Source organism: Tsukamurella soli, assembly GCF_039541155.1.
Taxonomy (GTDB): Bacteria; Actinomycetota; Actinomycetes; order Mycobacteriales; family Mycobacteriaceae; genus Tsukamurella; species Tsukamurella soli.
The window spans coordinates 1-25726 of sequence record NZ_BAABFR010000047.1; the positions used below are offsets into that span (position 1 = coordinate 1).

21 protein-coding genes are annotated in these 25726 nt (G+C 71.1%); 11 read left to right on the forward strand and 10 right to left on the reverse strand.

Translation table 11 applies throughout. The features are described 5' to 3' along the window. Positions 1–121: 121 nt before the first annotated feature. The gene (locus ABD908_RS15135; RefSeq protein ID WP_344997421.1) at positions 122–1762 is read right to left on the reverse strand and encodes a class I adenylate-forming enzyme family protein; all 1641 of its coding nucleotides are present in this window, start codon (positions 1760–1762) and stop codon (positions 122–124) included. A gap of 90 nt (positions 1763–1852) precedes the next feature. On the opposite strand from ABD908_RS15135, the gene ABD908_RS15140 reads away from it, so the two are divergent. Further along, positions 1853–2980, forward strand: a complete 1128-nt coding sequence (locus ABD908_RS15140) for an aminodeoxychorismate synthase component I (protein ID WP_344997356.1) — start codon at positions 1853–1855, stop codon at positions 2978–2980. 5 nt (positions 2981–2985) lie between these two features. Here ABD908_RS15140 and rsmI read toward each other — a convergent pair whose 3' ends face one another. After that, positions 2986–3867: a 16S rRNA (cytidine(1402)-2'-O)-methyltransferase gene (rsmI, locus tag ABD908_RS15145; RefSeq protein ID WP_344997358.1), complete on the reverse strand. Its 882-nt coding sequence runs from the start codon at positions 3865–3867 to the stop codon at positions 2986–2988. Positions 3868–3883: 16 nt separating this feature from the next. On the opposite strand from rsmI, the gene ABD908_RS15150 reads away from it, so the two are divergent. Continuing rightward, positions 3884–5494: a dolichyl-phosphate-mannose--protein mannosyltransferase gene (locus ABD908_RS15150; RefSeq protein WP_344997360.1), complete on the forward strand. Its 1611-nt coding sequence runs from the start codon at positions 3884–3886 to the stop codon at positions 5492–5494. Positions 5495–5597: 103 nt separating this feature from the next. On the opposite strand, the gene ABD908_RS15155 is transcribed toward ABD908_RS15150, so the two are convergent. Beyond that, complete coding sequence (locus ABD908_RS15155; RefSeq protein WP_344997362.1) at positions 5598–6815, reverse strand: MFS transporter; 1218 nt, start codon at positions 6813–6815, stop codon at positions 5598–5600. Continuing rightward, complete coding sequence (locus ABD908_RS15160; protein WP_344997364.1) at positions 6772–8109, reverse strand: chloride channel protein; 1338 nt, start codon at positions 8107–8109, stop codon at positions 6772–6774. The genes ABD908_RS15155 and ABD908_RS15160 overlap by 44 nt, the downstream gene beginning before the upstream one ends. A 104-nt stretch (positions 8110–8213) precedes the next feature. On the opposite strand from ABD908_RS15160, the gene kdpF reads away from it, so the two are divergent. The 6 genes from kdpF (at position 8214) to ABD908_RS15190 (ending at position 15933) form a co-directional block, all read left to right on the forward strand. After that, the gene (kdpF, locus tag ABD908_RS15165) at positions 8214–8303 is read left to right on the forward strand and encodes a K(+)-transporting ATPase subunit F (RefSeq protein WP_344997366.1); all 90 of its coding nucleotides are present in this window, start codon (positions 8214–8216) and stop codon (positions 8301–8303) included. Next, positions 8303–9961: a potassium-transporting ATPase subunit KdpA gene (gene kdpA, locus ABD908_RS15170; RefSeq protein WP_344997368.1), complete on the forward strand. Its 1659-nt coding sequence runs from the start codon at positions 8303–8305 to the stop codon at positions 9959–9961. The genes kdpF and kdpA overlap by 1 nt, the downstream gene beginning before the upstream one ends. Positions 9962–10065: 104 nt before the next feature. Then, the gene (kdpB, locus tag ABD908_RS15175; protein ID WP_344997423.1) at positions 10066–12075 is read left to right on the forward strand and encodes a potassium-transporting ATPase subunit KdpB; all 2010 of its coding nucleotides are present in this window, start codon (positions 10066–10068) and stop codon (positions 12073–12075) included. Between the two features lie 3 nt (positions 12076–12078). Next, on the forward strand, positions 12079–12672 hold the full coding sequence (gene kdpC / locus ABD908_RS15180) for a potassium-transporting ATPase subunit KdpC (protein ID WP_344997370.1): 594 nt from the start codon (positions 12079–12081) through the stop codon (positions 12670–12672). Between the two features lie 25 nt (positions 12673–12697). After that, positions 12698–15262 (forward strand): ATP-binding protein, encoded by a 2565-nt coding sequence (locus ABD908_RS15185; protein ID WP_344997372.1) that lies wholly within the window; start codon positions 12698–12700, stop codon positions 15260–15262. Beyond that, the gene (locus tag ABD908_RS15190; protein ID WP_344997374.1) at positions 15259–15933 is read left to right on the forward strand and encodes a response regulator; all 675 of its coding nucleotides are present in this window, start codon (positions 15259–15261) and stop codon (positions 15931–15933) included. The genes ABD908_RS15185 and ABD908_RS15190 overlap by 4 nt, the downstream gene beginning before the upstream one ends. A 186-nt stretch (positions 15934–16119) precedes the next feature. Here ABD908_RS15190 and ABD908_RS15195 read toward each other — a convergent pair whose 3' ends face one another. Beyond that, the gene (locus ABD908_RS15195; protein ID WP_344997376.1) at positions 16120–17406 is read right to left on the reverse strand and encodes an aspartate aminotransferase family protein; all 1287 of its coding nucleotides are present in this window, start codon (positions 17404–17406) and stop codon (positions 16120–16122) included. 319 nt (positions 17407–17725) lie between these two features. Next, positions 17726–18751 carry a phosphotransferase enzyme family protein gene (locus ABD908_RS15200; protein ID WP_344997378.1) on the reverse strand — a complete coding sequence of 342 codons (1026 nt, stop codon included), beginning with the start codon at positions 18749–18751 and terminating at the stop codon, positions 17726–17728. Between the two features lie 101 nt (positions 18752–18852). Here ABD908_RS15200 and ABD908_RS15205 point away from each other — a divergent pair, with 101 nt between their 5' ends. Genes ABD908_RS15205 through ABD908_RS15215 form a run of 3 tightly spaced genes read left to right on the forward strand, consistent with a single transcriptional unit; the run spans position 18853 to position 22430 of the window. Beyond that, positions 18853–20643 (forward strand): long-chain-fatty-acid--CoA ligase, encoded by a 1791-nt coding sequence (locus ABD908_RS15205; protein WP_425584384.1) that lies wholly within the window; start codon positions 18853–18855, stop codon positions 20641–20643. Between the two features lie 10 nt (positions 20644–20653). Beyond that, entirely contained in the window at positions 20654–21424 is a 771-nt protein-coding gene (locus ABD908_RS15210) for an alpha/beta fold hydrolase (protein WP_344997381.1), read from the forward strand. Between the two features lie 10 nt (positions 21425–21434). Then, positions 21435–22430, forward strand: coding sequence for a glutathione S-transferase family protein (locus ABD908_RS15215; RefSeq protein ID WP_344997382.1), 996 nt, complete (start codon positions 21435–21437; stop codon positions 22428–22430). A gap of 64 nt (positions 22431–22494) precedes the next feature. On the opposite strand, the gene ABD908_RS15220 is transcribed toward ABD908_RS15215, so the two are convergent. The 4 genes from ABD908_RS15220 to ABD908_RS15235 all read right to left on the reverse strand — a co-directional run bounded on the left by ABD908_RS15220 (position 22495) and on the right by ABD908_RS15235 (position 25707). Further along, the gene (locus ABD908_RS15220; protein ID WP_344997384.1) at positions 22495–23640 is read right to left on the reverse strand and encodes a hypothetical protein; all 1146 of its coding nucleotides are present in this window, start codon (positions 23638–23640) and stop codon (positions 22495–22497) included. A 139-nt stretch (positions 23641–23779) separates the two neighbouring features. Continuing rightward, positions 23780–24535 carry a lysophospholipid acyltransferase family protein gene (locus ABD908_RS15225; RefSeq protein ID WP_344997386.1) on the reverse strand — a complete coding sequence of 252 codons (756 nt, stop codon included), beginning with the start codon at positions 24533–24535 and terminating at the stop codon, positions 23780–23782. Between the two features lie 120 nt (positions 24536–24655). After that, a complete protein-coding gene (locus tag ABD908_RS15230) occupies positions 24656–25285 on the reverse strand; it encodes an NAD(P)-dependent oxidoreductase (protein WP_344997388.1) in 630 nt (209 codons plus the stop codon). Next, positions 25282–25707 carry a DoxX family protein gene (locus ABD908_RS15235; RefSeq protein WP_344997390.1) on the reverse strand — a complete coding sequence of 142 codons (426 nt, stop codon included), beginning with the start codon at positions 25705–25707 and terminating at the stop codon, positions 25282–25284. Before ABD908_RS15235 ends, ABD908_RS15230 begins: the two co-directional genes overlap by 4 nt. Positions 25708–25726 lie beyond the last annotated feature (19 nt).

Below are 25726 nucleotides of genomic sequence, written 5' to 3' on the forward strand. Positions count from 1 at the left end.
ATCGCACTCGCCGGCCGGGCCTAGGACGGCGGCGGCCGCCGCGCCGGCGAGTGCGATGACGGTGGTGCGCATGGTGGTGTCCCTTCCGTTGGTGTGGAGATCGCCGCGCGTCGCCCGACCGTTACCTATGCTCCGTTCGCCCCACGCCGGCCACAGACCGGGTCGAGCGCAGCCGGTGTTTCTGGATCTTGCCGGTGGCGGTCTTCGGCAAGGACTCGGCGAACACCACGCTCTTGGGAGTCTTGAAGCCCGCCAACCGTTCCCGCGCGAACGCACGGATGGCCTCCGCGGCGTCGCGCTCGCGGTCGGCGCCCAGCGGCACGGCGGGCACCACGATCGCCGTCACGGCCTCGCCCCACCGGTCGTCGAACGTCCCCACCACTGCGACCTCGCCGACCAGCTCGTGCCCCAGCAGCACCCGCTCGACCTCGACCGACGAGACGTTCTCGCCCCCGGACTTGATGATGTCCTTGGCGCGGTCGGTGAACCAGACAACGCCGGCGTCGTCGAGATAACCGATGTCGCCGCCGTGGAACCAGCCGTGCGCGAAGGCCTCCCGGTTCGCCTCCGCATTGTTCCAGTAGCCCTCCATGAGCTGCGGTGTGCGGTAGACGATCTCACCCTCCTGCCCAGCGGGCAGCAGTTCACCGTCCGGCCCCATGATGGCGATGTCGGTGGTCGCGACCGCCGGCCCCCACGAAGCGTCCTTGCCCTCCTGATGGCCGGGCCACTGCATCTCCGACAGCGGCGTGGTCTCGGTCTGCCCCGAACCCAGGATGATCGCGGCGTTGCGGAAACGGGCCCGCACCTGCTCCAACAGCGCCGCGGGCATCGGCGCCATCGCGTAGAAGCCGGTCACCAGAGCGTCGGTGTCTGCGGCGACGAACGCAGGCGCCGCCAGCAACGCCGCCCACATCATGGGCAGCAGTGCGATGTGGGTGACCCGGTGATCGACGAAGGTGCGCGCTACCCGAGCCGGATCGAAGCCCCTGAGTAGCACGGCGGCTCCGCCCACGGTGAGGGTCGGCAGGAGCACCACATCCAGGGCCGTCACATGGAACAGGGGCAGCACGATCGGCTGCACCACGGGCACCACATCGGGCCGCATCCCCACGGTCATGGCCGTCGTGAGCACTGCGATCTGCACCGCGACATGGCTGGTGACCACGCCCTTGGGGCGCGACGTGGTGCCGGAGGTGTACAGGCAGTGCAGGATGTCGCGGTCCTCGACGACCGTCTCGATCGGCGCTGTGTCGGCGGCGGCGAGGTCGCCGAAGCCGGTGACGGACACCCCGCCCAACGTCTCACGCGGGGCGCCGACCAGGTACACCTCGCGGACTGCGGCCCCGGGAGCGCCGGCGAGGGCGGCCTCGAGTGCGGGCGCGAACGCCTCCTCGGAGATCACCGCCGACACCTGCGAATCGGCCAGCTGATAGGCCACATCGGCGGGCGACAGGGCGAGGTTGATCGGCATCGCCACCACCCCGATCTTGGCGCATGCGAAGAACGCGACCACGAACTCCCACCGGTTCTGCAGCTGCAGCGCGATCGCGTCGCCGCGTGCGTGTCCACGTTCCCGCAGCCCCCGCGCGACCGCATCGGCGCGCGCCTCGAGGTCGGCGAAGGTGAGCGTGACGTCACCGTCGACCACCGCCACCCGCCCACCGAACTGGTGCGCCGCGCGGGTGGTCAGGTCGCCGATGCAGACCCGGCGAGTCAGATTCGCGACGAGCGGGTCGACCCCGCTCAGGTCGGGGCGCATTCCGGGCACGGTGTTCCTCCTCGATTCTGGTACGACTGTCACGTTAGGCCCGCGGGAGGGTGGGGCACGGCCGATCGGCGGGATCGCACCGTGGTCTGCGACGATGTCGCGGTGGTACCGCCGATCGACCCACTCGCCGCCCTGCGGGCACTGCGGGAGTCCGGGGCGCGGCCCGCGGCACTGATCGGCTCGTGGGGCGGGTTCGACGCCCTGCTCGCACCGGCCCCGGAGCTGGCCTCCGGGCGGATGCCCGACGGTGCGCCGTGGCTCGGCGTGCTGGGCTACCCCGATGTACGCGCCGACGATGCGCGGCTGCTCCCGCAGGTCGTCGGGGGCGATCCGGGCCCGCTGCTGCGCCGCGACGGCGCGGGGTGGCACGGGGAACTCCCGCGCGCCCACGGCGGCGGGCGGCCGTGGCATGCGACCTGGCGCGGGCCGGATCCGGCAGCACACAGTGCGGCGGTGCATGCGTGCAAGGAGGCGATCCGGGCCGGCGACGTGTACCAGGTGAACGTGTGCACCCGATTCGACGGCAGGCTCGTCGGCGACCCGCTGGACATGTTCTGCGACATAGTCGCTCGCACCGCCCCGCGGAAATCCGCATTCCTGCAGGGGGATTGGGGAGCGCTGATGTCGTTCTCGCCGGAGACCTTCCTCACCGAGCGCGACGGCCACGTGGCCGAGCACCCGATCAAGGGCACGCTCCCCCGCTCGGAGCCGCCGGAGGCGCTGCGCGCCAGCATGAAGGACGTGGCGGAGAACGTGATGATCGTGGATCTCGTCCGGAACGACCTGGGCCGGGTCGCCCGGATCGGCACCGTCCGCGCGCCGGGATTGCTGCGCGTGGAGGCCGCCCCCGGGGTGTGGCACCTCGTGTCGCACGTGACCGCCGAGCTGCGGCCCGGGGTGACGCGGGATCAGTTGCTGGCGGCGACCTTCCCGCCGGCGTCGGTGACCGGCACCCCCAAGATCGCCGCACGCGAGCGGATCACGCAGTGGGAGAGGCACACCCGCGGGAGTTACACCGGCGCCGTGGGGATCGACCATCCCGTAACGGGTCTCGATCTCAACGTGGCGATCCGCACCGTCGAGTGGGCGCCGGGCGGGACCATGCGCCTCGGCGTGGGCGGCGGCATCACCATCGACTCGGACCCCGCCGCGGAGTTCCAGGAGTGCCTACACAAGGCAGCGACGATCGTCTCGGCCACCCACCTGTAGGGCCGTCACCCCCGCGCTGCGAGCGCCGCCTGGTAGAGCTCTCGTTTCGACGCGCCCGTCTCTGCGGCGACGGTGGCGCACGCGTCCTTCAGCCGCTCGCCGCCGTCGACCCGGCTCAGCACCTCCGACACCAGGTCCTCGGGATCGATCGATCGGGGGGCCGCGCCCGCGAGCACCACGGTGATCTCGCCGCGGACACCGTCGGCGGACCAGGCTGCCAGCTCGGCGAGGGTGCCCCGCCGCACCTCCTCGTACGTCTTGGTGAGCTCCCGGCACACGGCGGCGCGCCGCTCGCCGCCGAGCACGTCCCGGGCCGTGGCGAGCGTCTCGGCGATCCGGTGCGGCGACTCGAAGAAGACACACGCGCGCCGCTCGCCGGCCAACTCGTCGAGCCATGCCCGGCGGGCGCCGGCCTTGCGGGGCGCGAATCCGTCGAAGCAGAACCGCTCCACCTCGAGCCCGGACAGGGCGAGCGCGGTGGTCACGGCCGACGGACCGGGCAGGCAGGTGACGGTCAGGTCGGCGGCGACGGCCGCGACGACCAGCCGGTATCCGGGATCGGACACCGACGGCATCCCCGCGTCGGTGACCAGCAGCACCGTCGCGCCCGACCGCAGGTCGTCGAGCAGCCCGGGGATCCGCGCCTGCTCGTTGTGGTCGTAGAAGCTGACGATGCGCCCGACGGGCTCCGCTCCCACCGCCGCGGCCAGCGACCGGGCGCGTCGGGTGTCCTCGGCGGCGATCACATCCGCCGTGGCCAGGGCGTCGATCAAGCGTCCCGAGGCGTCGCGCGGGTTGCCCATCGGAACCCCCGCCACCAGGAGCCGCCCGGCACGAGGGACAGCCCCCACGCCGGGTCCGACGGTGTCGCCCTGATCGGTACCCACAACGGAACACCCTACGATGGGCCAGGTGACCGCCCAACCCACCGGCTCGGTACTGGACGCCCCGGCCCCCGAGCGTGTCCGCATCAGCCCGGGGCCGACGGTGCCGTCCCCCGTCTTCGGCGCCACCGACACCGTGCGCGGGTGGTACGTGACCATCGTGCTGACCTCGATCGCAGCCGTCACTCGGCTGTGGGGGCTGGGCTCCCCGACCAACGACGGGTTCAACGGCAACCAGGCCGTGCAGACGCCGGTGTTCGACGAGAAGCACTACGTGCCGCAGGCGTGGCAGATGCTCACCAGCGGCCGGTGGATCGAGGACAATCCGGCCTACGGACTCGTGGTGCACCCGCCGGTGGGCAAGTGGTTCATCGCGGTCGGCGAGTGGATGTTCGGGTACACCCCGATCGGTTGGCGCTTCATGTCGGCGATGGCGGGCACGGTACTGGTGCTGGTCACGATCCGCGCCGCCCGGCGGTTGAGCAGATCGACGCTGGTGGGCGCCTTGGCAGGCATCTTCCTGATCTGCGACGGCCTCACGTTCGTCTCGTCGCGGGTCGGGATCCTGGACATCTTCCTGGTGATGCTGGGCACGGTCGCGTTCTCGATGGTGCTCGCGGACCGCGACCAGATGCGTCGACGGTTCGCGAAGGTGTACGCCGAGGGCCGGATCGCGGACTCGCCGTTCGGGCCGCGGATGGGATTCCGGTGGTGGCGGTTCGGCGCGGCGCTATGCATCGGCCTGTCGTTCGCCGTGAAGTGGTCCGGCATGTACTACCTGATCGGCCTGACGGTGCTGTCGCTGGGCTTCGACCTCGCGAACCGCTACGCCTACCGGGTGAAGCGGCCGGTCGCCGGCACCGTGGTCCGCGACCTGGTACCTACCGGCCTGGTCCTCGCGATCACGCCGATCCTGGTCTACCTCGCCACCTTCGGCGCCTGGTTCGCGTCCGAGACTGCGGTGTACCGCTACGAGGTCGGGAACACGATCGGGGCGGGCGGACCGTTCTCGTGGATCCCTGCCGCGATCCGGTCGCTGGGCTATTACGAGGACAGCGTGCTGCAGTTCCACGAGGGCCTGACCAACTCGGCAGGCAACCACCACCCGTGGGAGTCGAAGCCGTGGACGTGGCCGATGGGGCTGCGGCCGATGCTGTACGCCTACACGTCCGACCAGACGCACGGCATGTGCGGCGGCGGCAACTGCGTGCGCGCCGTGATGCTGCTCGGCACCCCCGCGCTCGCGTGGGTCTCGCTGCCGGTGGTGGCCTGGGGCCTGTGGAAGTGGTTGGTCAAGCGCGAATGGGCCTGGGCCGCGGTGATCCTGCTGTACTTCGCCACCTACCTGCCGTGGTTCGTCGACCTGGACCGGCAGATGTACTACTTCTACGGGCTCACGCTGACGCCCTTCCTCGCGATCGGTCTGGGGCTGATCTGCAACGAGATACTCGGGACGGACGGCCGCGCGGCGACGTTCGGCCGCGAGAGACTCGTGACCGGCAGGTGGGTCGTCGTGCTGTACACGTCGCTGGTGATCCTCAACTTCGCCTGGCTGTGGCCGATCCTGACCGGCGAGCCCATCTCGACGTGGTGGTGGGGGATGGAGATGTGGCTGCCCAGCTGGCGGTAGTTCGGCCGGGCGGGTCACGGCCCGAGATCAACGCCTCAGCCGCACACACCCCCGGTTTCGAGGGGGTCGCGCCGCTGGGTCGTCGGTTTCGGCGAACACGGCCTCAGGCGTCGGGCACCGCGCGGCGCAGGCTCTCGCGCGCGGGCAGCCAGACCACGGCGGCGAGCACGGCCAGGACCGCGGTGACGCCGAACGCCCACGAGAAGCCGAGGCCCTGCGCGATCGCGCCGGCGACGAGCGGGCCGGTGATGGTGCCGGCGTCCTGCGCCATCTGGTAGGTCGACAGGGCGCTGCCGCTGCGGCCGTGGCCGTACAGCACGTCGGCGAGCACGGCCTGCAGGTTGGGGCTGACCATGCCGGTGCCGAGCCCGGAGATCGCCGTGGTGACGAATGCGACGAGCACCGACCCGCTCAGCGCGAGTGCGACGGTGCCGGCGGCGAGGACCAGCATCCCGGCGATCAGGAACGGCTTGCGCCCGAATCGGTCGGAGGCGCGCCCGGCCGGGAACATCGCGATCACGTCGCCGAGTGCGTACGTCGCCAGGGCGTACCCGGCGATCGCGTCGGGTTGATGCAGCACCGTCGCGAAGAACAGCGGCACCAGTGACACGCGCATGGCGTACACCCAGCCGAACACGAGCGCCGTGACCACGGCGGCCCGGTACGCCGAGTCGCGCAGCGCGACGCGCACCGTGAGCGCCGCTGCCGCGACGACGGGCTCGGGCCGGGCCAGCTGCGAGTGCCGCAGCGCCAGGAACACCACGGCGACCGCCACCACCAGCGCCACCGCGTACACCACGAACGGCACCCGCAGACCGAACCCTACGAGCGCCCCGCCCAGCAGGGGCCCGCTGATGCTGCCCAACACGAAGCTCGATGAGTACACACCGGAGATGCGCCCGCGGATGTCGACGGGCGCCACTCGGATCATCAGGCCCATCGAGGACACGGTGAACAACACCGAACCCACGCCGCCGAGACCCCGGAACAGCAACAACTGCCAGTAGCTGTGCGCGAACGCCACGGCCAGGGTGGAGACGGCCACGACCAGCACACCCGCCATGTAGCCGGAGCGCTCGCCGAGGCGCCGCACGATCGGCCCCGTCGCCGGCGCGAACGCGAGGCGCATGATCGCGAACGCCGACACCACCGCCGACGCGGCCGCGATCCCCACGTCGAAGCTGCGCGCGAACTCGGGCAGGGCGGGTGCGACGACCCCGTAGCCGAGCGCGATGACGAAGCTCGCCGCGACCAGGACCCAGACCTCGGCGGGGACCCTACTGCCCGGCCGGGTCTGCTGGTACTCCGGCGCGCGCGTCACGAGGACTCATTCTGGCACCCGGGACCAGCCGGTCGAATCGGACGTAGCGCACAGCGATCGCCACCGCCACCAGCACCACGAGCAGCACCAGTTGCGGGTGCGCGAGTTCCCAGGTGAACACTCCGGCGAACAGCGGAGCGCGCTCGGTGGTCGACACGAACGCCGCGGCGCCGACCAGCGCGCACACCGGCACCGACACCCCGTGCGCCCAGTGCGCGGCGAGAACCCCCGCGATCGCGCCGAGCGCGGCCCCCGTCGCGAACGACGGCGTGAGCAGCCCGCCCGATGCGCCGGCGCGCAGGAACAGCGCGGTGAGCAGCGGCTTGAGTACCGCGAGCACCGCGAACGTCGCGATCGGTGCGCCCGTCACCAGCGCCAGCGTCGCGATCGACTTCCCGTTTCCGGGCGCGGCCGGCAGCCACACGGCGGCGATGCCCACGGCGAGTCCCGCGGCGCCGATCGCGAGGGGCAGCACCATGCCCGACGGTGTCCGGTGCCCGGCGAGGCCCATCAGCCGGCGGAATCCCGCGCCGGCCACCACCGCGACGGGGATCACCGCCGCTGCCGCCACCCAGGTGACCCACCCGGCACCGGTCACCAGCCCGGCGCCGTGCGGGTGCCACGCGTACGTGGACTCACCCTGGGTCACAGGCTCGGCGGTGAGCACGGCGAACCCGGACGTGACGACGGCGGCGACGATCGCCCAGGGATCCCACGTCTGAAGCAGCACGCGGAGCGTGAACAGCGCCCCGGCGGCGGGGACGTTGTAGACGGCGGCGAGGCCGGCGCCCGCCGCCCCGGCGAGGACCAGGTGCCGCTGCCGGTCGGTCAGGCCCCAGCGCAGCGTCGCCATGTCGGCGAGGACTGCAGCGATCTGTCGCGGCGCCCGCTCCCGGCCGATCGAGCCGCCGGTGGCGACGGCGAGGATCTGGATCAGCGCATCGGGCAGCAGGGTGCCCCACGGCAGCCGCCTCGGCCGGGGCGAGCGCAGCGACGGGGAATCGGTAGACAGCCCGAGAACGGCGCGCAACCGCGGCACCGTCGTACCCCGGCGGTCGCACCAGCTGCGCAGCGCCCACCAGCATCCGCCGGCGGCCGCCCCGCCGAGCGTGGGGGCGAGGATGCGGCGGGCCGGGCCGGCGCCCCCGACACCGTCGAGCAGTGAGCCGGACCAGTAGCCGTAGACGAGATGCTGGATCAGCCGCAGCAGCAGGGCGCAGCCGCCGCCCGCGACGCCGGCCAGGACGCCCGCCACGACGAGCGCCGCCAGGAAGCGCAGACATCGGCCGGTCACATCGGAATGCTATCGCGGCCGCCCGCGTCAAGAACCCGTCAAGACGCGCATGGAGGCCGTCAACGAACGACATTGCACCCCTTCCGCGATGGTGGAGTCCAGGCATGGATATCGCAGACCTGGTCGCCCTCGTGGTGGCCTTCTCGACACTGGTGTACCTCCTGTACGCCCTGATCCGGCCGGAGCGGTTCTGATGGGCGACTCGGCCGCCGGGCTGCTCACGATCGCGGCGGTGCTGGTCGCACTCGCCATCTGCTATCGGCCGCTGGGCGACTGGATGGCGCACGCATTCACGTCGCACCACCACTGGCGTGTCGAACGGGCGATATACCGCCTGGTGGGCGTCGACCCGGACGCGGACCAGAGCGGGCGCACGTACATCGTGGCGGCGCTCGCCTTCAGCGTCGTGGGCATCGCTGTGCTCACCGCGCTGCTGATGGCGCAGCGGCTGCTGCCCGGCGTCCACCCGCGCGCGTGGCGCTTCGACGAGGCGCTCAACACCGCCGTCTCGTTCGTCACGAACACCGACTGGCAGTGGTACTCCGGCGAGACCGCGATGAACGACATCGCGCAGACGGCCGGCCTGGCGGTGCAGAACTTCGCCTCGGCGGCGGTGGGCATCGCGGTGGCGATCGCGCTGCTCCGCGGCTTCGTCCGGCAGCGCACCGACCGGCTCGGCAACTTCTGGGTGGACATCACGCGCTGCACGGTGCGGGTGCTGCTCCCGATCGCCTTCGTCGCGGCCCTGATCCTGATGGGGCAGGGCGTGATCCAGACACTGTGGCAGCACCGGGACGTGACCACGGTGGCGGGCGGGCACCAGGTGCTCACGGGCGGGCTGGTCGCCTCGCAGGAGTCCATCAAGGAACTCGGCACCAACGGCGGCGGCTTCTTCAACGCCAACTCGGCGCACCCGTTCGAGAACCCCACCCCGCTGACCAACGCCTTCGAGATCTTCCTGATCCTGCTGATCCCGGTGTCGCTGCCGCGCACGTTCGGGAACATGGTGGGCAACCACAGGCAGGGCTACGCGATCCTCGGCGCGATGAGCACGCTGTTCGTCGCGTCGCTGGGCGTCACGGTCTGGGCCCAGCTGGCCGGGCAGGGCACGGCGTCGCGCGCCGCGGGCGCCGCCCTGGAGGGCCAGGAGTACCAGTTCGGGCAGTGGGGGACATCGATGTTCGTCACCGCCACGACATCCACGTCGACGGGTGCGGTGAACGCCGCGCACGACAGCCTCACCCCCGGCGGCGGCGGCATGGCGCTGCTGAACCTGGTGCTCGGCGAGGTGAGCCCCGGTGGCGTGGGTTCGGGCCTGTACGGGATGCTGGTGATCGCGGTCATCACGGTGTTCATCTCCGGCCTGATGGTGGGCCGCACGCCGGAGTACCTGGGCAAGAAGATCCGCCGTCCCGAGATCACCTTGGCCGCGCTGTACATCCTGGTGATGCCGACCATCGTGCTGCTGGGCACCGGCTTCGCCATCGGGCAGGGCTGGGGCCGATCGGCTCTGAACAACGACGGCCCGCACGGCCTGTCGGAGATGCTCTACGCGTATGCGTCGGCCGCCAACAACAACGGCAGCGCCTTCGCCGGTATCTCGGTGGACACGCACTGGTTCGACTACACCCTCGGCGCCGCGATGCTGTTCGGCCGGTTCGTCCCCATGGTGCTCGTGTTGCTGCTCGCCCAGTCCCTCGCACGGCAGCAGACGGTTCCCGTGACCGCCGGCACCATCCCCACCCACCGTCCCCTGTTCGTCACCATGGCCGTGGGCGTGGTGCTGCTGGTGGCCGGACTCACCTTCGTCCCAGCCCTCGCCCTGGCACCGATCTCGGAGGCCGCACTGTGAACACCGTCTTCTCGCACCGGTCCGACGCGCCATCGCCCGGCACCCCGGACCCGAAACCCGCCGTCTCGGTGAATCGTTGGACGTTCGGGATCCGCGCGTCCGATCTGCGCGAGGCGCTCCCCCGCGCGTTCGCCAAGCTCGATCCGCGTACTCAGTACCGCCAGCCGGTCGTGTTCGTGGTGTGGATCTCGTCGGTGTACACCACCGTGCTCGCCTGCATCCATCCCTCGCTGTTCGCCTGGGGGGTCACCGTGTTCCTCTGGGCCACAGTGATCTTCGCTAACCTCGCCGAGGCGGTCGCCGAGGGGCGGGGCCGCGCGCAGGCCGAGTCGCTGCGCCGGGCGAAGACGGAGACCTCCGCTCGCCGCCGTCTGCCGGACGGGACGACCGAGACGGTGCCGGGTTCGCAGCTGCACGTCGGCGACGTGGTCCTGGTGGCGGCCGGCGAGGTGATCCCCGGCGACGGTGACGTCGTGGAAGGTGTTGCCACCGTCGACGAGTCGGCCATCACCGGCGAGTCCGCCCCTGTGGTCCGCGAGTCCGGCGGCGACCGCTGCGCCGTGACCGGCGGCACCCGCGTGCTGTCGGACGAGATCGCGGTGGAGATCCGCACCGAGCCCGGACGCAGCTTCATCGACCGGATGATCGCGCTGGTCGAGGGCGCCGACCGGCAGAAGACGCCCAACGAGATCGCGCTCGGGATCCTGCTTGTGGTGTTGACGCTGGTGTTCGTCCTCGCCGTGGCGACGCTGCAGCCGATGGCCGCGTATTCGGGCGGCAAGGTCGACGTGATCATCCTGGTCGCCCTGCTGGTGTGCCTCATCCCCACCACGATCGGCGCCCTGCTGTCCGCGATCGGCATCGCCGGCATGGACCGGCTGGTGCAGCGCAACGTGATCGCCAAGTCGGGTCGCGCCGTAGAGGCCGCGGGCGACGTGTCGACGCTGCTGTTGGACAAGACGGGCACCATCACCTACGGCAACCGACGTGCGACCGAGTTCCGGCCGGTGGGCGGGACCACCGAGGAACACCTCGCGCGAACCGCCATGCTGGCGTCGCTCGCCGACGAGACGCCCGAGGGCAGGTCCGTGATCGACCTGGCCACCGAGCGTTTCACGGTGAACGCCGACCAGCTCGAGCACGGCGAGTCGGTGCCCTTCACCGCCCAGACCCGGATGTCCGGCGTGGACCTTCCCGACGGGACCCGGGTCCGGAAGGGCGCGGCCGCAGCCGTTCTCGCGTGGGTCTCCGAGGAGTCGGGCGGACGCGCCGATCAGCAGACGGCCGTGGACACCCGCGTGATCGTGGACCGGATCTCCGCGTCCGGCGGTACCCCGCTGGTGGTGGCCACCGTCCCGGCCGGGGCGGTACCCCGTATCGACGGGGTGATCCACCTCAAGGACGTTGTCAAGGAGGGTATGGCCGTACGGTTCGCGCAGCTGCGGGCCATGGGCATCCGCACCATCATGATCACCGGCGACAACCCGTTGACCGCCAAGGCGATCGCCGAGGAGGCCGGCGTGGACGACTACCTCGCCGAAGCCACCCCCGAGGACAAACTGGCCCTGATCCGGCAGCAGCAGGAGGGCGGTCGGCTGGTCGCGATGACCGGAGACGGCACCAACGACGCCCCCGCGCTCGCACAGGCCGACGTGGGCGTCGCGATGAACACCGGCACCTCCGCCGCGAAGGAGGCCGGGAACATGATCGACCTGGACTCCGACCCCACCAAGCTGATCGACATCGTGGAGATCGGCAAGCAGCTGCTGATCACCCGCGGCGCGCTCACGACGTTCTCGATCGCCAACGACGTCGCGAAGTACTTCGCCATCATCCCCGCGATGTTCGTCCCCATCGCGCCGCAGCTGCACGTGCTCAACGTCATGGGCCTGTCCAGCCCGCGATCGGCGATCCTCTCCGCGGTGATCTTCAACGCGCTCATCATCGTCGCCCTGATCCCGCTGTCGATGCGCGGCGTGAAGTACGCCGCGCAGGCCGCCGACAAGCTGCTCGCCCGCAACTTGGCTGTCTACGGCCTCGGCGGCATCGCCCTACCGTTCATCGGCATCAAGCTGATCGACCTCGTGGTCTCGCTCCTCCCCGGGATTGGATGAAATATGTTCACCTCCGCCACCTTCCGTCAGATCGCCGCCGGCCTGCGGATGCTGATCGTGCTCACCGTGCTGGTCGGGGCCGGGTACCCGCTCGCCGTGTGGGGGGTCGGCCAAATCGCGATGCGACACCAGGCCGAGGGGTCCCAGCTCACGCGATCGGGCACCGTCGTCGGCTCTGCGTTGATCGGTCAGGCCTTCACCACCCCGCAGTGGTTCCACGGCCGCCCGTCGGCCTCCGACTACGACCCGACGACGACCGGCGGCACCAACCTGGGCCCCGACAGCCCCAAGCTGGTCGCGCAGATCGAGCAGCGACGCGCGGCGATCGCCGCCGAGGACAGCGTGCCCGGCACCGTCGTCACCCCCGCACAGGTGCCCGCCGACGCCGTGACCGCCTCGTTCTCCGCGGTGGACCCCTACATCTCGCCGGCGTATGCGAAGCTGCAGGTGGCCCGGGTCGCGCGGGCTCGTGGACTGACCACCACGCAGGTCGCCGCGCTGGTCGCCGCCCACACCGCCGGGCGGCAGGCGGGCTTCCTCGGCGAGCCGCGGGTGAACGTCCTGCAGCTCAACCTGGCGCTCGCCGACCTACGCTGAGGAAGAACCGGACAGGAGGTGGGCGATGCCCAGGGGACAGCTGCGCGTGTACCTGGGCGCCGCCCCCGGGGTCGGGAAGACGTACGCGATGCTCGACGAGGGCGCGCGCCGCGCGGGCCGGGGGACGACGGTGGCGGTGGGCTACGTCGAGACGCACGGCCGCGCGCAGACGGAGGCCGCGCTCGCCGGGGTCGTGGCCCGCGGCATCGCCGTGCTCCCCCGTCGCGTGGTCGAGTACCGCGGCGCGCGGCTCGAGGAGATGGACGTCGACGCGGTGATCGCGGCGCAGCCGTCGGTGGCGCTCGTGGACGAGCTGGCGCACACCAACGCGCCCGGTTCCCGCAACGAGAAGCGCTGGCAGGACGTGGCCGAGCTGCTGGACGCCGGGATCATGGTGATCACCACCGTGAACATCCAGCACCTGGAGTCGCTCGGCGACGTGGTGGAGTCGATCACCGGTGTGCGGCAACGGGAGACGATCCCCGACACCGTCGTCCGCCGGGCCGAGCAGGTGCAGCTGGTCGACATGACGCCGGAGGCGCTGCGGCGCCGGATGGCGCACGGCAACATCTACGACCCGGCCAAGGTGGATGCGGCGCTCTCCAACTACTTCCGCGTGGGGAACCTGACCGCGCTGCGGGAGCTCGCGCTGCTGTGGCTCGCCGATCGGGTCGATGAGAAGCTCGAGGAATACCGGGCCGCGCAGGGTATCTCGGCCGTGTGGGCGACCCGCGACCGGACCGTGGTCGCGCTCACCGGCGGCCCCGAGGGCGCCACGCTCCTGCGCCGCGGCGCCCGGCTGGCGGCCAAGGGCGCCGGCGGCGAGCTGCGCGCGCTGTACATCGCGCGCTCCGACGGCCTGTCGGGTGCGTCTCCGGCGGCGTTGACGCAGCTGCGGCAGCTCACCGAGAAGCTCGGCGGCACATTCCAGATCGTCACCGGCGACGATGTGGCGGCATCGATCCTGCAGTACGCCAGGTCGATCAACGCCGCCCGCATCGTGCTCGGGCAGTCCCGGCACCGCCCCGTCGCGTCGCTGCTGCGGCGCTCGGTGTCGGACGCGGTGATCGACGGCTCTGGTGACATCGACGTGCACGTGGTGACCCACGAGCTGGCCGCGGCACGGACGCGACGGTGGCGGGCCCCGGCACCGTCGGACCTGCCCGACCGGCCCATCCCGCTCGGCACTGCGCGCCGCCGGATCGGTTGGGCCCTCGCGCTGCTCGGCCCCGTGGTGCTCACGGCACTGCTCGCGAACACGCGGCCCTGGCACTCGCTGCCGACCGAGCTGATGCTGTTCCTGGTGCTCACCGTGGGCGTAGCGTTGGTCGGCGGCCTGCGGCCGGCGGTGCCCAACGCGGTGCTCGGCTCGCTGCTGCTCAACTACTACTTCACGCCGCCGTTCTACACGCTGACCATCGCCTCCGGCGAGAACGTCTTCGCGCTGGCGGTTTTCGTGGCCACCGGGATCGCGGTGGCGTCCGTGGTCTCGGTGGCCGCGCGCCAGACCTCGGCCGCAGCTCGCGCCCGCGCGGACGCCGACGTGCTGTCCGGGCTGGCCGACACGCTGCTCACCGCCGAGGACGAGCTGCCCGCGCTGCTCGACGAGGCGGTCACCACGTTCGGGCTCGACGGTGCCACGGTGCTCGTGCGCGATGACGCCGACGCCTGGCGGGTCGTGAGAACCGCGGGAGCCGGGCCGGATTCGCTGGAGGCGGCCACCGACACCGTCGACGCCTCGCCGACGGTGGCGCTCGCCGTGAGCGGCCCGCCGCTGTCGGCGTCCGAGCACGGGCTGCTCACCGCGTTCGCGGCGCACGCCGCGGCGCGCCTGGACCGTGAGGTATGGCGGGAGGCGGCCGGGCAGGCGCGCCGGCTCGCGGAGGACAACCGCGCCCGGACCGCACTGCTCAGCGCGGTCTCGCACGACCTGCGGACGCCGCTCGCGGGGATCAAGGCGGCCGTGTCGTCGCTGCGGAGCGAGGACGTCGACTGGTCCGAGGACGACGAAGCGGAGCTGCTGGCCACCATCGAGGAGAGCGCCGACCGACTGGCGGGGTTGGTGGGTAACCTGCTGGACATGTCTCGGCTGCAATCGGATTCGCTGACCCCGCTGACCCGTGAGGTGGGGATCGAGGAGGTGCTGCCGGCGGCATGGGCCGCCGCGCCCGACGCCGACCTGAACCTCGCGATCGGCGCGGAAGCACCCACCGCGCTGGCCGATCCCGGCCTGCTCGAGCGCGTACTGGCCAACCTGGTGGAGAACGCGGTACGGCACTCGCCGCCGGGATCGGCTGTCACGCTCGGGGTCTCGGGTCTACACGTCGACGGCGGCGACCGCATCGAGATCCGGGTGATGGACCACGGCCCCGGCGTACCCGAGGCGGGGCGGGAGCGGATGTTCGCACCGTTCCAGCGGATGGGAGACGCCCCGGCGGGCAACGGCGTGGGGCTGGGGCTCGCCGTGGCGCGCGGCCTCACCGAGGCGATGGGTGGCACGCTGCGGGCCGAGGACACCCCCGGCGGCGGGCTCACGATGGTGGTGGATCTGCCTGCGGCGCATCCGGTCGCGATGGGCGAGGTCCGATGACGTTCGTGCTGGTGATCGACGACGAGCCCGCCATCTGCCGCACCCTGCGGATCAACCTCAAAGCCCGCGGGTACCGGGTGGAGACGGCCGCCGACGGACGCTCGGCGCTGGAGATCGCGCGCGAGTCACCGCCGGACGTGGTGGTGCTCGACCTGGGTCTGCCCGACCTCGACGGCGTGCAGGTGCTCGCCCGGCTGCGCGAGTTCTCGGTCGCCCCCGTGATCGTGCTGTCGGCGCGGCACGGCTCCGACGACAAGGTCGAGGCCCTCGACGCGGGCGCGGACGACTACGTGACCAAGCCGTTCGGGATGGACGAGTTCCTGGCGCGGGTGCGGGCACAGGTGCGGCGGACGTCCGTCGTGGACGCGCCTGAGGCGGTGCGCACCGCGAGCTTCGAGGTGGACTTCGGGGCGCGGACGGCGACCCGCGACGGCGAACCGGTGCGCCTGACGCCCACCGAGTGGCGGATCGTGGAACTGTTGGCGCGCAACCCTGATCGGCTGGTATCGCAGCAGACGCTGCTGCACGAGGTGTGGGGGCCGTCGTATCACCGGGAGACCAACTATCTGCGGGTGTACCTCGCCCAGCTGCGCCGCAAGCTCGAGCCCGACCCGGCCAGCCCGCGGCACTTCATCACCGAGCCCGGGATGGGGTACCGGTTCGTCCCGTGACTCGGTGAGCGGCCTCGCCTCCATGAAATGCCCTGCCACCCACCATGTGTCCTCACCTCCATGGACACCCGTAGGGGTGCGGGCTCTCGGTGGGCCGGAGGTCACAGCGTGGGGCAGCAGCGGCACATCCTTGATCGATATGCCGTTCATGAAACTCGCCCTGCCGGTACCGCTGAGTCAGGTGACCTACCCCGTGAGGGCGCCGTCGAGTATCTCCAGGCCCCTGTCGATCTCCGCGTCGGTGGCGGTGAGCGGCGGCGCGATCCGGAAGATCGATCCCATCCCGGGCAGCTGCACGACGTTCATGTGCAGTCCGTTCTCGTAGCAGCGAGCGGTGACGTCGGCGCCGAGCTCGTGCGCGGGCACCTTGGTGACGCGGTCGGTCACCAGCTCGATGCCCTGCATCAGCCCGCGCCCGCGCACGTCGCCGATCACATCGTGCCGCGCCGCCAGCTCGTCGAGGCCGGCGCGCAGCCGCGCGCCCTTCCCGGCGACCGCCGCACCCACCCCGGACTCCAGCACGTCGAGCACGGTGGTCCCGACGGCGGCCACCAGCGGATCCGAGACGTGGGTGGTGAAAAACAGGAATCCGCGGTCGTGGCACACGGATTCGATCGTCGCCGAGGTCACGACGGCGGCGATGGGCAGGCCCGCGCCGAGCGTCTTGGACAGTGTGAGGATGTCCGGCACAACGCCGTCGCGCTCGAACGCGTACGCGGCGCCGGTGCGCCACAGCCCCGTCTGCGCCTCGTCGACGATCAGCAGCATGCCCCGCTCGTCGCACTTACGCCGGAGCGCGGCGAGGTAGCCGACGGGGAGATCGATGATGCCGCCGGAGCTGAGGATGGGCTCGACGATGGCGGCGGCCAGCGCGCCGGTGGACTGCGCGTCGACCAGCTCGAAGCCGAAGTCCAGCTCGGACTGCCAGTCGTACTTCCCCTGCGCGTCCACGAACCGCGACCGGTAGGCGTTGGGCGTGGGTAGCGCCAGGTTGCCGGGGGCGACCGGTCCGTACCCGGCCCGGCCGGACGAGTAGGTGGCCGCGACCGCGCCCGCCGTCATGCCGTGCCACGACTTGGAGAAGCTGACGATCTCGTGCTTGCCGGTGTACAGCTTGGCCATCCGGATGGCCGCCTCGTTGGACTCGGCACCGGTGGTGAGCTGCAGGACATGGCTCAGCGAGTCCGGCAGCGTGGCGGCGATGCGGCGGGCCAGAGTGACCACGGACTCCGACAGCATGCCGGAGAAGAGGTGGTCCAGGCGGCCGATCTCATCCCGCACGGTGGCGACGATGTCGGGGTGGCAGTGCCCGAGGATGGCGCTCATCTGCCCGGAGGTGAAGTCCAGCCAGCGGCGGTCGCCGGAGTAGACGTACGCGCCCTCGGCGCGGTCGATCGGCTCGGGGAAGAAACTGCCGCCGTAGCGCACCACGTGCGCGGCGACACCGGCTGCGAAGGCATCGGAACTACTCACCCGCCCACGCTAACGCAGGTGGGCACGCGACCCGACTCAGCCCCATCGGGGAAGATCGCGCACTCGGGCAGCCGATGTGCTCCACCCGCCGGTGAGCTCCGCACTTCTCGAAGGCTTGACGGCAGCCGCCGCCGTCCGCACGCGGGAATCCAGGTGGCAGAACATTCGCTCACCGACGGTGCAGCCGCGCAGCGGAGGCGCCGATCCCTACCGACGGTTCGGGCGCCGACCGACGAGCGCCTCCCCGGTAAGCGTCTCGACGCTCGGTGGGGCTGCGCACAGTCGGTAAGCCGCAGCGCGACAGGCCCCTGCCGGTGGATCACCACAGGGTGCCGGTGCGTCCGGCAGCGAAGCGGGAGGCCAGGTCGGCCGTGCCGTCAGCGAAGGTGTGGTCCGCGGCCTCGGCGGCGTGCGGGTGCCCGCCGAGCCAGGCCAGCAGCTGTAGGCGGCGCATCATCACCAGGGTGGGGAGCAGTTCGACATGGTCCGGTGCCAAGCGTCCGACGGTCGCGTAGCCGGCGAGCCACTGCGCCGCCCACTCCCCTAGCCGCGGGTCGTGCTCGACGAACGACACCGCTGCCGCGAAATCATAGAGGTACCAGCCGAATCCGCAATCGTCGAAGTCTATGACGGTGAGCCCCGCCGCACCGCCGGCCGGCGCTCCCCGAGGAGGACACATCAGGTTGGTGGCGCGCAGGTCGGCATGGATGAGCCCGAAGCGGTCGGGCGCGGTGCCGAATGCGGCGAGTCGCCTGGCCACGAGTTCGACTGCGGGAGCGATGGTCCCGCGTAGTCGAGGCGTCACACCCGGCCCGCTGCGCCAGTCACCCCACCGCGCGCGGGGGCCGAGCGCGTCGGCGAGCCCCCACGAGAACCGGTCGAAGCCCGCGGGTCGGCGCCAGGTCGCGACGTGCGCGTGCAACCGCGCCGCGATGGCCCCGAGTTCGCCGAAATGGGCTCCGCCCGGGCCGGTCGGGTCGACGGGCGCGCCGGGGATCTCGGCGAACAGGACCGCAAGCCGCTCGGCGCAGCGGGACTCCGTACTCAGAATCCGACGCCCGGCCGCCGTGATCGGTTCGACCACCGCCAGCTCGGGGACGTCCGCCAGGGCGGCGAGCCAGTCCAGTTCGGCGGCGATGGTGGCTCGGGTCTGGTAACCACGGCGGTGCAGGCGCAACACCGCGGGGCGCGGGCCGCCCAGCACGCGGAACGTGACGTTCTCACTGGTGTCGAGCAGCTCCGGCCGGGCACCGGGCCAGACGTCGGCCAGGATCCGGGAGGCGACGGCGACGTCCTCCCCCGGATCCGGCGGTTCATCGTCCGCGACCAAGAAGTTATCTGCCATTCTCCGCATTCCCACCCGAGTGCACACACCCGGTGCCACAATCCGACGATGTGAGCACACACACCGGCACCGCAGGCAGGGTATACGGCCATCCCTCCACGATGGGCGACGACTACCAGCTGACTACCACGTCGATCCTGACTCAGGCGGTGCGGGTGTACCCGGAGCAGGAGATCGTCTATCGGGACGCCCAGGCGCCGGGAGCGGAGCGAGCGGGCCTCGTCGACACCCAGGCGCCGGGAGCGGAGCGAGCGGGCCTCGTCGATACCCAGGCGCCGGGAGCGGAGCGAGCGGGCCTCGTCGATACCCAGGCGCCGGGAGCGGAGCGAGCGGGCCGCACGGGAGCGGCCGGCTTCTCGACCTACACCTACGCCGACATGTATCTCAACGTGTCCCGGATCGCCGGCGCACTGACCGGGATGGGCGCACGGCCCGGCGATGTGATCGGCGTGCTGGACTGGAACTCTCGTCGATTCAACGAGTTGTATTGGGCCATACCGGGTATCGGCGCAGTGATGCTGCAGATGAACCTGCGGCTCGGGCCCGCCGATCTGGCGTACGTGGCCGAGGACAGCGGCGTGACACGGGTGTTCGTCGACGAGACGCTCCTACCCGTCGCCGAGGCGCTGGAGGCCGCGCTGCCCGGGCGTATCGAGTGGATCCTGATGTCCGAGCACGCCGAAGACGTGCAGACCACGCTGCCGACGACGCTGAGCTACGAGGACCTGCTCGCCGCCGGTCCGGACGAGGTCGCGTGGCCCGACCTGGACGAGCGGTCGGCGTACAGCGCGTGCTACACCACGGGGACGACCGGCCGGCCCAAGGGTGTGTACTACAGCCACCGCTCCATCGTGCTGCACACGATGGCCGTCGCCGCGGCCTACGCGACGGACGATCGCGACACGGTCGCCCTGATCACCCCGATGTTCCACGCCAGCTGCTGGGGGTTGCCGCAGGTCGCGGTCTATGGCCGCGCCCGCCTCGTGCTGCCGGGCCGGTTCCAGATGACGGACGCGCCGTTCCTGGTGTCGATGATCACCGACCACGGGGTGACCGTCGCCAACGGCGCGCCCGCGATCTTCGGGCCGATGCTCGAGTACATCAAGACACTCGACGTTCCGCCGGACTTCTCGCGGGCCCGCCTGATCTCCGGCGCCACCGAGCCGCCGCTGTCGATGATCCGCGGCTACGTGGAGCTGACGGGCGCCAACGTGATCCACGGCTACGGAGCCACCGAGACGTCGCCGCTCGCGGCGGTCAACCTGCGACTCAAGGAGTCGCTGGTGGGCCGGGTGCCCGAGGACGAGGCGTGGGAGCGCCGACGCTGCCAGGGGCTGCCGCCACAGGGCGTCGACCTGCGGCTCATGGGGCCCGACGGTGAGTTCCTGCCGCATGACGGGCAATCCGTGGGCGAGGTCGTGATGCGCGGGCCGTGGATCACGTCGAGCTACCACCGGCTGGACAAGCCCGACGGCTTCCGCGACGGGTACTGGCGCAGCGGCGACGTGGGCGTGATCGACCGATACGGCTATCTGAAGGTGACCGACCGGATCAAGGACGTGGTCAAGAGCGGCGGCGAGTGGATCAGCTCGATCGACATGGAGAACCGGCTCATCAGCCATCCCAAGATCGCCGAGGTCGCGGTCATCGGAGCGCCGCACCCGAAGTGGCAGGAGCGGCCACTGCCCGTGATCGTGCCCACCGAAGGGACGGAGCCGACGCTCGACGAGGTCCGCGAGTGGCTGGCACCGGCGTTCGCGAATTGGCAACTGCCGGACGCGATCGCACTGGTGGGCGAGCTGCCGCACACCTCGGTGGGCAAGCTGAACAAGAAGGTGCTGCGGACGGACTACAGCGGGTTCTACGGGAGCGCCGACCAGACCGAGGCGTAACGTCGGCGCGGTGGACCACTGGTACGTCAGCTCCGAGGGCGTCCGGTTGCGGCTGCAGTATCGACGCAGCGACCGGACCGTGCCGTCCGGCTCCCGCCCCGACCCGGTGCTGCTGATCCACGGCATGGGCGCCGATCACCGCACCTGGGCAGGCACCGCGCACGCCCTGCGACACGCGGGTCACGACACGCTCACGTACGACCAGCGCGGGCACGGTCGCAGCGGCCGCTCCCCCGACTATCTGCTCGATGACCTGGCCGCCGATGCCGAGCGTGTGGTCGCGGCGGCCGGAATGGACCGACTCGCGGTAGTGGGACACTCACTGGGCGGGCAGACGGCACTGCGGCTGGCGTGGCGGCGACCGGAACTGGTGAGCAACCTCGTCCTCGAGGAGATCCCGCCCATGCCGCTGAGCCTCGACCAGGTGCACTCCCCCGCCGACCTACCGCTCACCCCGCGGCGGATCCTGCTGGGCGCCAAGCAGGTCGTGGAATCACCCGGCGCGGTGCTGCGGTACGACCGGGCGGTGCACGACCGGGTCCTGCCGCAGTTCGTCGTGGACTCCGCGTGGTGGGAGCGGCTGCGGCGGACACCGCAGCGCACGCTCGTGATCTCCGGCGGGCCCGGCGACTTCCTGCGGCCGGAGTATCTGCGGATGGTCGCCGACGCGATGCCGGACGCCAGGTACGCCGAGCTGAGCGGTGGGCATACCGTGCACCGCGAGTCACCGTCGGCCTTCCGGCGGTTGTTACTCGACTTCCTCGACGGCACGCCGTCCTAGGGTGGAGGGCATGACCGAGACACCCGCAGCGGACGAGCAGGGCAGCTACGTCATCGCGAACCGGCCGTACGAGCGCGACACCCGCTACATCGAGACCCGGATCACCCGGGACGGCCGCGACGGCTACCCCGTGGAACCCGGCCGATACCGGCTCGTGGTCTCGTACGCGTGCCCGTGGGCGACGCGGACGATCATCGTGCGGCGGCTGCTGGGACTCGAGCCCGCCATCTCGATGGGTGTGTGCGGACCCACGCACGACAAGCGTTCGTGGACATTCGATCTCGACCCCGGCGGGCTCGACCCCGTGCTGGGGATCCCGCGCCTTCAGGACGCCTACTTCGCGCGGACGCCCGGATACGAGAAGGGGATCACTGTGCCGGCGATCGTCGACGTGCCCTCCGGGGCGGTGGTGACCAACGACTTCCCGCAGATGACCATCGATTTCGAGCTGGAGTGGACCGACTTCCATCGGGCCGGCGCTCCGCAGCTGTACCCCGAGGATCTGCGCGCCGACATCGATGCGGTGAACAAGCTGGTCTACCGGGACGTCAACAACGGCGTGTACCGGTGCGGCTTCGCCGGGTCGCAGGAGGCCTACGACGCCGCGTACAACCAGCTGTTCGCGCGGCTCGACTGGTTGTCGGAGCGGCTGTCGGGTCAGCGATACCTGGTGGGCGACACCATCACCGAGGCGGACGTGCGACTGTTCACCACCCTGGCACGATTCGACCCGGTGTACCACGGGCATTTCAAGTGCAACCGCGAGAAGCTGTCGGAGATGCCGGTCCTGTGGGCGTATGCGCGGGACCTGTACCAGACGCCCGGCTTCGGCGACTCGACGAACTTCGACCACATCAAGCGGCACTACTACCAGGTGCACCGTGACATCAACCCGTCGGGCATCGTGCCCAAGGGACCCGACCTGTCCAACTGGAACACCCCACACGGCCGGGAGTCGTTGGGCGGCAGCCCCTTCGGCAGCGGGACGGCACCGGCACCGCGGTAGCGGCACGGCGCCGTCCGGTACGGGGCCCGTCCGGCACACGAGCCGCAGGCTACTCGCGCGGTGCCTACCGGGTGAGCGGCGCCACCTGCCCGCCGGTGAGCCTGCGATAGGTGTACACCTGGATCAGCATCGCCAGTGGACCGCCGACCAGCAGGCCCACGTAGCAGATCACCACTCCTACCACCGCCACCACGACCGAGATGAGCCAGCCGAGGAACGCGTCGCCGGCGCGATCGCGCACCGCCCGCATGCTCTCCGTGATCGCGGCGACGCCGCCCGTGCCGCGATCGATCGCGATGAACGTCGCGAACATGGCGAAGAACGCGAACACCAGGCCCGGGATGTAGCAGAGCACACTGAGGATCACGGTCGCGACGCCCACCAGCACCGCGGTGACCGCGGCCGCCCCGGGGTTACGCGGCTTGAAGAACGAACCGATGGTCACCGTGCGCCCGTCGGCGATATCGAGCACGCCGGTCTGGTAGGCCACCCCGATGAGGAGACCCACGATGAGCAGCACCAGGTATCCGATCGCGAAGATCGCGATGGATGCACCCCCGAACGTACCGCTGGTGCTGACGCTGGTGTCGGTGGTCACGGTCTGTTTGTCCGTCATGGACGCGAACGCCCCGGCGACGGTCACACCGCCGATGACCCCGAGGATCACTGCGTAGACCAGCATCGACACGATCAGCGGCACGGCGTTCTTGGTGAACTTGTTCCATGCCCACGTGAAGGCGTCGCCCACGCTGTAGGGCTGCTGGCCCCCGTACGCGACCGGCGGGTATCCACCGGGCGGCGGCGGGTAGCCGCCCGTGGGTCCGTCCGTCGGCGGTGGCGGGAACCCACCGGGCGGCGGATAGCCCCCCTGTCCCGGCTGACCGTACGGTGGCTGTCCCTGCTGACCGTACGGCTGCTGCGCCTGGCCCTGCCCATACTGCGGGTAGCCGCCCTGCGCCGGACCCTGCGGCCCGAATCCCTGTGGCGGAGGCGGGTACCCGCCCTGTCCCTGTCCACCCGGCCGGCCGCCCGGGCCGTCCTTCGAGAAGCTCGGGGGTGTGCCGCCGGGGCGAGGCGACTGCGGCATGGCGGTGGTGGGGTCGGACGACGGCGTGGTGTACTGCGGGCCACCGGCATGGCGACCGCCGATCGACGATTGATCGTCGTCGTCGGCCGGTTCGTTCCCCGGACGATAGGGCGGCTGACTCATCGTGACTCCTCGGTGTGAGTGCTGCGGGCGGAGCTACGCCACAAAGCTATCAACCGGGCACCTACAAGGCCAGGACCAGCAGAAATGCTTAGCAGTCGGACGTTTTCTGGGAATACCCTGCGGCACGCTCGGAGGTTCTTCAGCGACCCCGTGCCGCCTTGCGGGCGCGGCGCTCCGCCATCTCCTTGTCCTCGAGCACGAGCGCCTCATCGAGCGTGGGCGCGGAGCCGCCGAGCCGGCGCGGCACCCACCCGGCACCGACCGGCGCGGGGTAGCCGGCCTGGGCGCGGTCGAGACACTCCTGCATCGCCGTGCGGATCCGAGCGGTCAGGGCGTCGGCGTCACCGTCGGCCTCGAGCGGTGGGCCGGCGACGATGACGATCTCGAACCCCCTGCGCCCCAGCGCCTTCGGAATATCCTTGGTCCAGATCCGCTGCGCGCCCCAGATCGCCAGGGGCACGATCTGCGCGCCGGAGTCCAGCGCCATCCGCGCGGCTCCCGACTTGAACTGCTTGAGCTCGAAGCTCCGGCTGATGGTGGCCTCGGGGTAGACCACCACGAGTTCGCCGGCGCGCAGGGCGTCGACGGCCTCGTGGAAGCTCTCGGACCCGTGCGACCGGTCGACCCCGATCGCCCTGCAGTGCTTCATGAGAAAGCCGACGACGCGGTTCTCCCGTAGCTCCGCCTTCATCATGTAGCGGGGGTAGCGCCCCGCCTTGCGGGCGATCAGGCCGACGTCCATGAAGTCGACGTATGAGGTGTGGTTGACCGCCAGCACCACTCCACCGGCGGCGGGGATGTTGTCCACACCCTCCATCCGCACGTGGAGCCCCTGCACCCGCACGATTCCCCGGACCAGCGCGGTCACCACGTCGAAGACCGGCTCACGCCTCATATCGCCTCCCGGAGGGCCTGTGCCGGCTGAACCCGTCCTCCAGCCGGATGCATGGAAGCATACGACTCGGAGGAGACGACGGCCCGAGCCCCCAGGGGCCCGGGCCGGTCGCGTCGTGCGTCAGTACGCGACGGAGAACCGCTCGCGGTGGTGCCGCGGCGTGACGATCTCGTCGACGAACGCCTGCGCGTAGTCGACCCCGGAGATCTCCGAGTGCCCGTCGGCGTCGGCGAGCAGGACGTCGCCGCTGACGCGGTACGTGCCGGTGCGCTCGCCCGGGTTGAACGAACCGTACGCGGCGGCGGGGCTGAGGTAGAACCAGTCGACGTCGGTGACGGTGCGCAGGTAGTCCAGCGCGCGGTCGTGCTCGCGGGCGATCGGGCGGACCTGCTCGGGGAAGTCCGGGGTATCGACCAGCTTGATGCCGTCCGCGCCGCCGACGCGTAGGCTACCGGCGCCGCCGACGACCCCGAGGCGGGCCCCGGTCGCGCGTGCGGCCTCGACCAGCGGGACGAGCGCGGCGGCCAACTCGGGGCCGGTACCGGCGGGCGCGGAGGTGGGGAGGGCACTGACGATGACGTCGGCGCCCTCGGTGGCCTTCGCGACGAAGGCCGCGTCGGTGGCGTCGCCGGCGAGGTCACCGTCGCCCGCCTTGCGCGCCACCCCGACGGTGTCGATGCCGCGGCTACGCGACTCGGCGACGATGTTGCTGCCCGTATACCCGGTGGAACCGAAGACTACGACCTTCATGCGTGGGAACCCTTCCGAAAGCGACCCAGAACGTGGGTGTCGATGGCGGTGGCGCCGTGGTCGGCGATCGCGATGGCGAGCAGACCGGCGATCAGCACCAGCGGCAGCTCATAGCCGCCGAGCAGACCGTGCTTGAAGTCGGTGGTGATGATCGCACCGAGCATATCGACGATCAGGACCACTGCGACGGCGGGGATCGCGATCCCCAGGATCAGCAGCACCCCACCCGCCAGCTCGGCGACCCCGGCGAACCAGGCCGAGGCGTGGGCGGCGGGGATACCCATCTTCGCGAAACTCGCCTGCACGTCGGCGATGCCGTAGTCGTGGAACTTCTGCCAGCCGTGCGCGACGAACACTATGCCCAGGATGACCCGGGCGACTGCGACCGCGAGGCGCTGCCCGCGGGTGAGCGTGGATGCCACAATGCTCCTCAGATGATTG

Coding starts and splice junctions, on each gene's coding strand:
- ABD908_RS15150 (WP_344997360.1), top strand. CDS start 3,884: ATGGGCCAGGTGACCGCCCAACCCACCGGCTCGGTACTGGACGCCCCG.
- ABD908_RS15135 (WP_344997421.1), bottom strand. CDS start 1,762: ATGCGCCCCGACCTGAGCGGGGTCGACCCGCTCGTCGCGAATCTGACT.
- ABD908_RS15190 (WP_344997374.1), top strand. CDS start 15,259: ATGACGTTCGTGCTGGTGATCGACGACGAGCCCGCCATCTGCCGCACC.
- ABD908_RS15185 (WP_344997372.1), top strand. CDS start 12,698: ATGCCCAGGGGACAGCTGCGCGTGTACCTGGGCGCCGCCCCCGGGGTC.
- ABD908_RS15205 (WP_425584384.1), top strand. CDS start 18,853: ATGGGCGACGACTACCAGCTGACTACCACGTCGATCCTGACTCAGGCG.
- kdpF (WP_344997366.1), top strand. CDS start 8,214: ATGGATATCGCAGACCTGGTCGCCCTCGTGGTGGCCTTCTCGACACTG.
- ABD908_RS15230 (WP_344997388.1), bottom strand. CDS start 25,285: ATGAAGGTCGTAGTCTTCGGTTCCACCGGGTATACGGGCAGCAACATC.
- ABD908_RS15225 (WP_344997386.1), bottom strand. CDS start 24,535: ATGAGGCGTGAGCCGGTCTTCGACGTGGTGACCGCGCTGGTCCGGGGA.
- ABD908_RS15220 (WP_344997384.1), bottom strand. CDS start 23,640: ATGAGTCAGCCGCCCTATCGTCCGGGGAACGAACCGGCCGACGACGAC.
- kdpA (WP_344997368.1), top strand. CDS start 8,303: ATGGGCGACTCGGCCGCCGGGCTGCTCACGATCGCGGCGGTGCTGGTC.
- ABD908_RS15200 (WP_344997378.1), bottom strand. CDS start 18,751: ATGGCAGATAACTTCTTGGTCGCGGACGATGAACCGCCGGATCCGGGG.
- ABD908_RS15215 (WP_344997382.1), top strand. CDS start 21,435: ATGACCGAGACACCCGCAGCGGACGAGCAGGGCAGCTACGTCATCGCG.
- kdpC (WP_344997370.1), top strand. CDS start 12,079: ATGTTCACCTCCGCCACCTTCCGTCAGATCGCCGCCGGCCTGCGGATG.